We start from the raw sequence: 6,649 nt of genomic DNA on the forward strand, positions 1-6,649 counted from the left end.
CCCCCGCCCGCCGCCGCCCCCGGCGGAAGGCACCGAACCCGCCGCCCCGAACGCGCCCAGCGGCACCCCCACCGCCCGCACCCCGTGCACGTACTGCCGCTCGTGCAGCACCCCGCCCGTGAGCCCCTTCGCCTCCCCGAGCCGCGGCCCGTAGCTGACGCGCCCGAGGGACTCCACCCACAGCTCGACCCGGGCACCCCCGGGCACGGGGGCGGGCAGGGCGGGGGAGTCCTCCGTGAGCACCCCGGCCCGCACCCCGTCGACGTACACCACGGCCCGGTCCCGCAACCCCGGCACGCTCAGCGGATACGGCCCGCGCGGCGCGGGCAGCGTGAACGCGTAGCGGACGAACCCCCGGTCCACCCCGAGCTCCTCGAACGTCGGCGGCACGGCGTGCTCGGCCTCGGGCCCGCCCAGGTGCGCGGCCACCGCGTCCAGCGGCGCCCAGTCGTCGAGCCGCGCGACCGCGGGCGCCCCGAGCGCCGGGGGAGCGGGCGGCGGCTCGGGCAGCGGCCCGTCCGCGTACCCGGCGAGGACCTCACGGAACAGCCGGAACTTCTCCGTGGCCAGCCCCCGCTCGTCGACGGGCGCGTCGTAGTCGTACGACGTCACGTCCGGCTGCAAGGCCCCGTCGTGCAGCGCCCCGCCGTCCCGGTTCGCCCCCGCCCACCCGGCGAAACTCGTCCCGCCGTGCGCCATGTACACGTTCACCGACGCCCCGCACTCCAGGATCTCCCGCAGCGCGTCGGCCGCCTCCCCGGGCTCACGCACGGTGGGCTCCGCGCCCCAGTGGTCGAACCAGCCGCACCAGAACTCCATGCACATCAACGGCCCCACGGGCCGGTGCCGCCGCAGCACGTCGAAGCCCTCCCGCGCCCGCGAGCCGAAGTTCACCGTCGCCAGGACCCCGGGCACGCTCCCACCCGTCAGCATGTGGTCCTCGGGCCCGTCGGACGTGCACAGCTCCGCCGTGACCCCGAGCCCGCGCAGCAGCTTGGTGAGCGCGCGCAGATACACCCGGTCCGAGCCGTAACTGCCGTACTCGTTCTCGACCTGCACCAGGACCACGGGCCCGCCCCGGTCGTGCTGACGCGCCACGACCTGCGGAAGCAGCCGCGCGAACCAGCGCTCCACATGCGCCAGATACCGCGCGTCCCGCGTGCGCACGCGCGCCCCCAGCTCCCCCGTCAGCCAGGACGGCAGGCCCCCGTTGTCCCACTCGGCACAGATGTACGGCCCCGGCCGCACGATCGCCCACAGCCCCTCCCGGTGCGCCGCGTCCAGGAACCGCCCCAGCGCCTCCACGTCGTGGAACTCACCCGGACGCGGCTCGTGCACGTTCCACGGCACGTACGTCTCCACGCAGTTGAGGCCCATCGCCCGCAGCATCCCGAGCCGGTGCCCCCACTGCGCCTCGTGCACCCGGAAGTAGTGCAGCGCCCCGGAGAGCAGCCGCACCGGCCGCCCGTCCAGCTCGAAGCCGTCCTCGCCCACCCTGAAGCCGTTCACGCCATCCCCTCCCGGTCCGCTGACAGCCGCCACGATTGCCTCTGGCGGGCGGCCCGGTCCATGGACAAAGATCGAGCCCGATTGGACTGGGCGCGACGGGAAGCGACCGACGTACGACCGGGCGCGGCCGGACGCGCACGAGCCGGGAGGGCGGCAGCGGATGTACCACACCTGGATGCGGTATTTCACGCCCAGCCCCGTCCACCACCGCCTCGGCCTGGTCTGCCTCGGCGTCGGCCTCCAGCACGGCACCCTCCCCGCCGTCGGCCCCCGCACCCTCGACCACCACGTCGCCCTCGTCGTCAGCGCGGGCAGCGGCTGGTTCGCCACCCCCGACGGCCGCCGCGCACCCGTCACCGCACCCGCCCTGATCTGGCTGGTGCCCGGCGTGCCGCACCACTACGGCGCCGACCCCGAGACCGGCTGGGACGAGTGCTTCGTCGACTTCACAGGACCCGCCACCACCACGTACACCGAACTCGGCTACATCGAGCCCGACCGGCCCGTCGTCGCCCTCGCCGACCCCGCCGCCGCCCGCGCCGTCGTCGGCCGCGTCGCCCGCGCCGCCCGCCGCGGCAACCCCCTCCTGGAAGTCGAGACCGGCGCCGCCGTCCACGAACTCCTCGTCGCGCTGCGCCGCGCCCGCGCCGACCTCGCCCCCGACGGCGACCCCGTCCTGCAGGCCCTGGCCCGCGACGCCTTCCAGCCGCTGTCCGTCGCCGAGCACGCCGCCCGGCACGGCATGACCCCCGCCGAACTGCGCACCGCCGTGCGCCGCGGCGCCGGCTGCAGCCCCAAGGACTACCTCCTCGGCATCCGCCTCGGCCGCGCCAAGGAACTCCTCGCCGCCACCGAGCTGCCCGTCGCCGCCGTCGCCCGCCGCGTCGGCTACGACGACCCCGCCTACTTCTCCCGCCTCTTCACCCGCCGCGTCGGCACCGCCCCGGTGCGCTTCCGCGCCCAGCAGGGCCGCACCGTGCCCGGCGGCTGGTCGCAGCAGATCCCCGACCCGGACGATCCGCCCATACTCACCTCGGGCGGACCCGGCGGAGCAACGTAGGCTCCCATGCCATGACCACGAAGCACCACGCCGACCCCGCCGACCCCGCCGTGCTCGCCGAGCTGGGCCGCCTGCGCGACAGCATCGACAACATCGACGCCGCGGTCGTCCACATGCTCGCCGAACGGTTCAAGTGCACCCAGCAGGTCGGCCACCTCAAGGCCAACCACCACCTGCCCCCCGCCGACCCGGCCCGCGAGTCCCGCCAGATCGCCCGCCTGCGCGAACTGGCCGAGAACGCCAAACTGGACCCGGCCTTCGCCGAGAAGTTCCTCAACTTCATCATCGCCGAGGTCATCCGCCACCACGAGACCATCGCCAACGAGAAGGCCTGACCCGCCCCGAGGCGCACGCGGGCACCAACGAGCCCCGCCCCGGCCGGGGCACCCCCTGCCAGGCGCCCCGCCGGATCGGGCACCATGGCCAGATGCCCGCACTGACGCGCGACGAAGCGCAGACCCGAGCCCAGCTCCTCGACGTCCAGCGGTACGAGATCACCCTCGACCTCACCACCGGCGAGGAGACCTTCGACTCCCGCACGGCGATCACCTTCACCGCCGCGGCGGACGGCGACACCTTCGTCGAGTTGAAGCCCGCGCACCTGCGCTCCGTCACGCTCGACGGCACCCCCCTCGACCCCGGCACCCTCACCGACAACAGGCTCCCCCTGACCGGCCTCACCGCGGGCGAACACCGGCTCACCGTCGACGCCGCCATGCGCTACTCCCGCACCGGCGAAGGCATGCACCGCTTCACCGACCCCACCGACGGCGAGACGTACGTCTACACCCAGCTGTTCCTCGACGACATCCAGCGCGTCTTCGCCGCCTTCGACCAGCCCGACCTGAAGGCCGTCTTCCAGCTCGACGTCACCGCCCCCAAGAGCTGGACCGTCCTCACCAACAGCGTCACCGAGCACACCGGCGACGGCACCTGGAAAGCCGCCCCCACACCCCCGCTGCCCACCTACCTGGTGGCCGTCGCCGCGGGCCCCTGGCACTCCGTCCGCACCGAACACCGCGGCCTGCCCTTCGGCCTCCACTGCCGCCGCTCCCTCGCACCCCACCTCGACGCCGACGCCGACGAACTGCTCGACATCACCCGCGCCTGCTTCGACCGCTACCACGAGAAGTTCGCGGAGCCCTACCCCTTCGACTCCTACGACCAGGCGTTCGTCCCCGAATTCAACGCCGGCGCCATGGAGAACCCCGGCCTCGTCACCTTCCGCGACGAGTTCGTCTACCGCTCCGCCGTCACCGACACCCAGCGCCAGACCCGCGCCATGGTCATCGCCCACGAAATGGCCCACATGTGGTTCGGCGACCTCGTCACCCTCAAGTGGTGGGACGACATCTGGCTCAACGAGTCCTTCGCCGAGTACATGGGCTACCAGACCGCCGCCGAAGCCACCCGCTTCACCGACACCTGGACCGACTTCGGCGTCGCCCGCAAGTCCTGGGGCTACGACGCCGACCAGCGCCCCTCCACCCACCCCGTCGCCCCCGCCCCCGACGCCGTCCCCGACACCGCCTCCGCCCTGCTCAACTTCGACGGCATCTCCTACGCCAAGGGCGCCTCCGCACTCCGCCAGCTCGTCGCCTGGCTCGGCGAGAAGGACTTCCTCGCGGGCATCAACGCCCACTTCGCCCGCCACAAGTTCGCCAACGCCACCCTCGCCGACTTCATCGACAACCTCGCGTCCGCCACCGACCGCGACGTCCACGCCTGGGCCGAGGCCTGGCTGCGCACCACCGGCGTCGACACCTTCACCCCCGCCGTCAGCCACAGCGGCCGCTCCTGGACGCTGCGTCTCGACCGCGACGGCAGCCGCCCCCACCGCGTCGCCATCGGCGTCTACGACCGCGACCTGTCCGACGGCCGCCAACTCGTCCTGCGCGAACGCTACGAGACGGACGTCCCCGACCAGTCCGCGCCCACCCCGCGCGACGGCGGCCGCCCCGCCCTCGTCGTCCCCAACGACCACGACCTGACCTACGCCAAGATCCGCCTCGACCCGGTCTCCCAGGACACCGCCCTGCGCTCCCTGTCCAGCGTGCCCGACCCCCTCACCCGCGCCGTCCTGTGGAACGCGCTGCGCGACATGGTCCGCGACGGCGACCTCGAACCCGCCGCCTACCTCGACACCGCCCGCGCCCACCTGCCCGCCGAGACCGACCTCGCCCTCGTCTCCGGCGTCCTCACCTTCGCCGGCACCGTCATCGCCGACCGCTACACCCCGCGCGCCCAGCGCCCCGCCGCCCTCGCCACCCTCGACGCCCTGTGCCACGACGTCATCCGCCACACCGAGGACGGCTCCGACCCCGGCCGCAGGCTCATCGCCGTACGCGGCCTCATCGACGTCGCCACCCAGGCCGAGCCCCTGCACACCTGGCTCGCCCAGGGCGCCGTACCCGGCGGCCCCGAACTCGACCCCGAACTGCGCTGGCGCGCCCTCGCCCGCCTCGCCGTCCTCGGCGAGGCCGACGAGGACACCATCGCCGCCGAACTGCGCCGCGACCCCAGCGCCACCGGCCAGGAAGGCGCCGCCCGCTGCCGCGCCGCCCTGCCCGACCCCGAGGCCAAACGCCGCGCCTGGGACGCCATGTTCACCACCGACGACCTGTCCAACTACCTGTTCACCGCCACCGCCCAAGGCTTCTGGCAACCCGAACAGGACGAACTCGTACGCCCCTACGTGGCCCGCTACTTCGACGACGCCGTCGCCATCGCCGTACGGCGCGGCCCCGCCATCGCCGACGCCGTCGGCCGCCACGCCTTCCCCCCGGCCGTCGACGACGACACCCTGCGCCTCGGCGAGACCTGCCTGGCCCGCACCGACCTCACCCCGGCGCTGCGCCGCCGCCTCGCCGACCAACTCGACGACCTGGCACGGGCACTGCGCGTCCGCCGCAAGGCCGAACAGCACTGAACCAGCCCACCCCGCGACACCCCCGCAGCACCCCGCAGCGCCCCCGCAGGACCTCGCGGGACCCCCGTCCTAGGACCGATTCCCTAGGACGGGCTCCTTCCTCACGACGATCCGGAGTACCACTCCGGTTGCCTAGGGTCGAGCACACCGCAGGCCGGGCCGACGGACCACACCCGACGGCCCGGCCCCGCCCGCACACCCAAGGAGCCCCCATGATCGTCGTCACCGGAGCCACCGGAAACGTCGGCCGCGCCCTCGTCGACCAACTCACCACCGCCGACACCCCCGTACGCGCCCTCGTCCGCGACCCCCGCCGCGCCCACCTGCCCACCACCGCCGAGACCACCCGCCTCACCGTCAGCGCCGACGCCACCGACATGACCGCCCAGTTCGACGGCGCCGACGCCCTCTTCCTGCACGCCTCCGCCACCGGCGAACACACCACCGCGTTCCTCGCCGCCGCCCGCACCGCAGGCGTCCAGCACGTCACCGTGCTCTCCAGCATCGCCGTCGAGGACGACCCCGCCCACGACACCTTCATCCACACCTGGCACCGCACCCTCGAACAGGACGTCCGCGACAGCGGCCTCGACTGGACCTTCCTGCGCCCCGGCGGCTTCGCCACCAACACCCTCCAGTGGGCCTGGCAGATCCACGACGGCGACACCGTACGAGGCCCCTACGCCAAGAGCGTCTCCACACCCATCCACGAAGCCGACATCGCCGCCGTCGCCCGCCACAGCCTCCTGGAACGCCACAGCGGCACCGCCCACGTCCTCACCGGCCCCGAAGCCGTCACCACCGAGGACCAGATCGCCGCCATCGCCCACGCCATCGGCCGCCCCCTCACCTACACCGAGATACCGCCCCACGACGTCGTCCCCGAAATGTTCCCCATCATCCCCGCCGACATGGTCCCCGGCTTCGTCGCCTCCCTCGCCACCACCGTCGACACGGCCCCGCCCCTGACGACCACGGTCCAGACGGTCACGGGCAACCCGGCCCGCACGTACGCCCAGTGGGCACAGGACCACGCGGACGACTTCCGAACGCAGAACTGAAGCCCGCAAAAGCGAAGAACTGAAGCCCCCAAAGGAGCGGGCCCGGCGGGAGCCCCCCCGCAGGGCCCGCTCCTTTGGGGGCTTCAGTTC

5 protein-coding genes are annotated in these 6,649 nt (G+C 73.7%); 4 read left to right on the plus strand and 1 reads right to left on the minus strand.

Going from position 1 to position 6,649, the window contains the following annotated elements:
- Positions 1–1,509, minus strand: a 1,509-nt coding sequence (locus IG74_RS0143375; RefSeq protein ID WP_030689053.1) for a glycoside hydrolase family 35 protein, incomplete at its 3' end; no start/stop codon positions are given.
- Between the two features lie 160 nt (positions 1,510–1,669).
- Here IG74_RS0143375 and IG74_RS0143380 point away from each other — a divergent pair.
- From IG74_RS0143380 to IG74_RS0143395, 4 genes are all read left to right on the plus strand, one after another.
- The gene (locus tag IG74_RS0143380) at positions 1,670–2,569 is read left to right on the plus strand and encodes a helix-turn-helix domain-containing protein (protein ID WP_030689055.1); all 900 of its coding nucleotides are present in this window, start codon (positions 1,670–1,672) and stop codon (positions 2,567–2,569) included.
- Positions 2,570–2,580: 11 nt separating this feature from the next.
- Positions 2,581–2,904, plus strand: a complete 324-nt coding sequence (locus IG74_RS0143385; protein ID WP_030689057.1) for a chorismate mutase — start codon at positions 2,581–2,583, stop codon at positions 2,902–2,904.
- Between the two features lie 92 nt (positions 2,905–2,996).
- A complete protein-coding gene (gene pepN / locus IG74_RS0143390) occupies positions 2,997–5,498 on the plus strand; it encodes an aminopeptidase N (protein WP_030689059.1) in 2,502 nt (833 codons plus the stop codon).
- Positions 5,499–5,710: 212 nt separating this feature from the next.
- Positions 5,711–6,559: an SDR family oxidoreductase gene (locus IG74_RS0143395; RefSeq protein ID WP_030689060.1), complete on the plus strand. Its 849-nt coding sequence runs from the start codon at positions 5,711–5,713 to the stop codon at positions 6,557–6,559.
- The last annotated feature ends 90 nt before the right edge of the window (positions 6,560–6,649 follow it).

The organism is Streptomyces sp. NRRL B-1347 (assembly GCF_000720325.1).
Classification (GTDB): Bacteria; Actinomycetota; Actinomycetes; order Streptomycetales; family Streptomycetaceae; genus Streptomyces.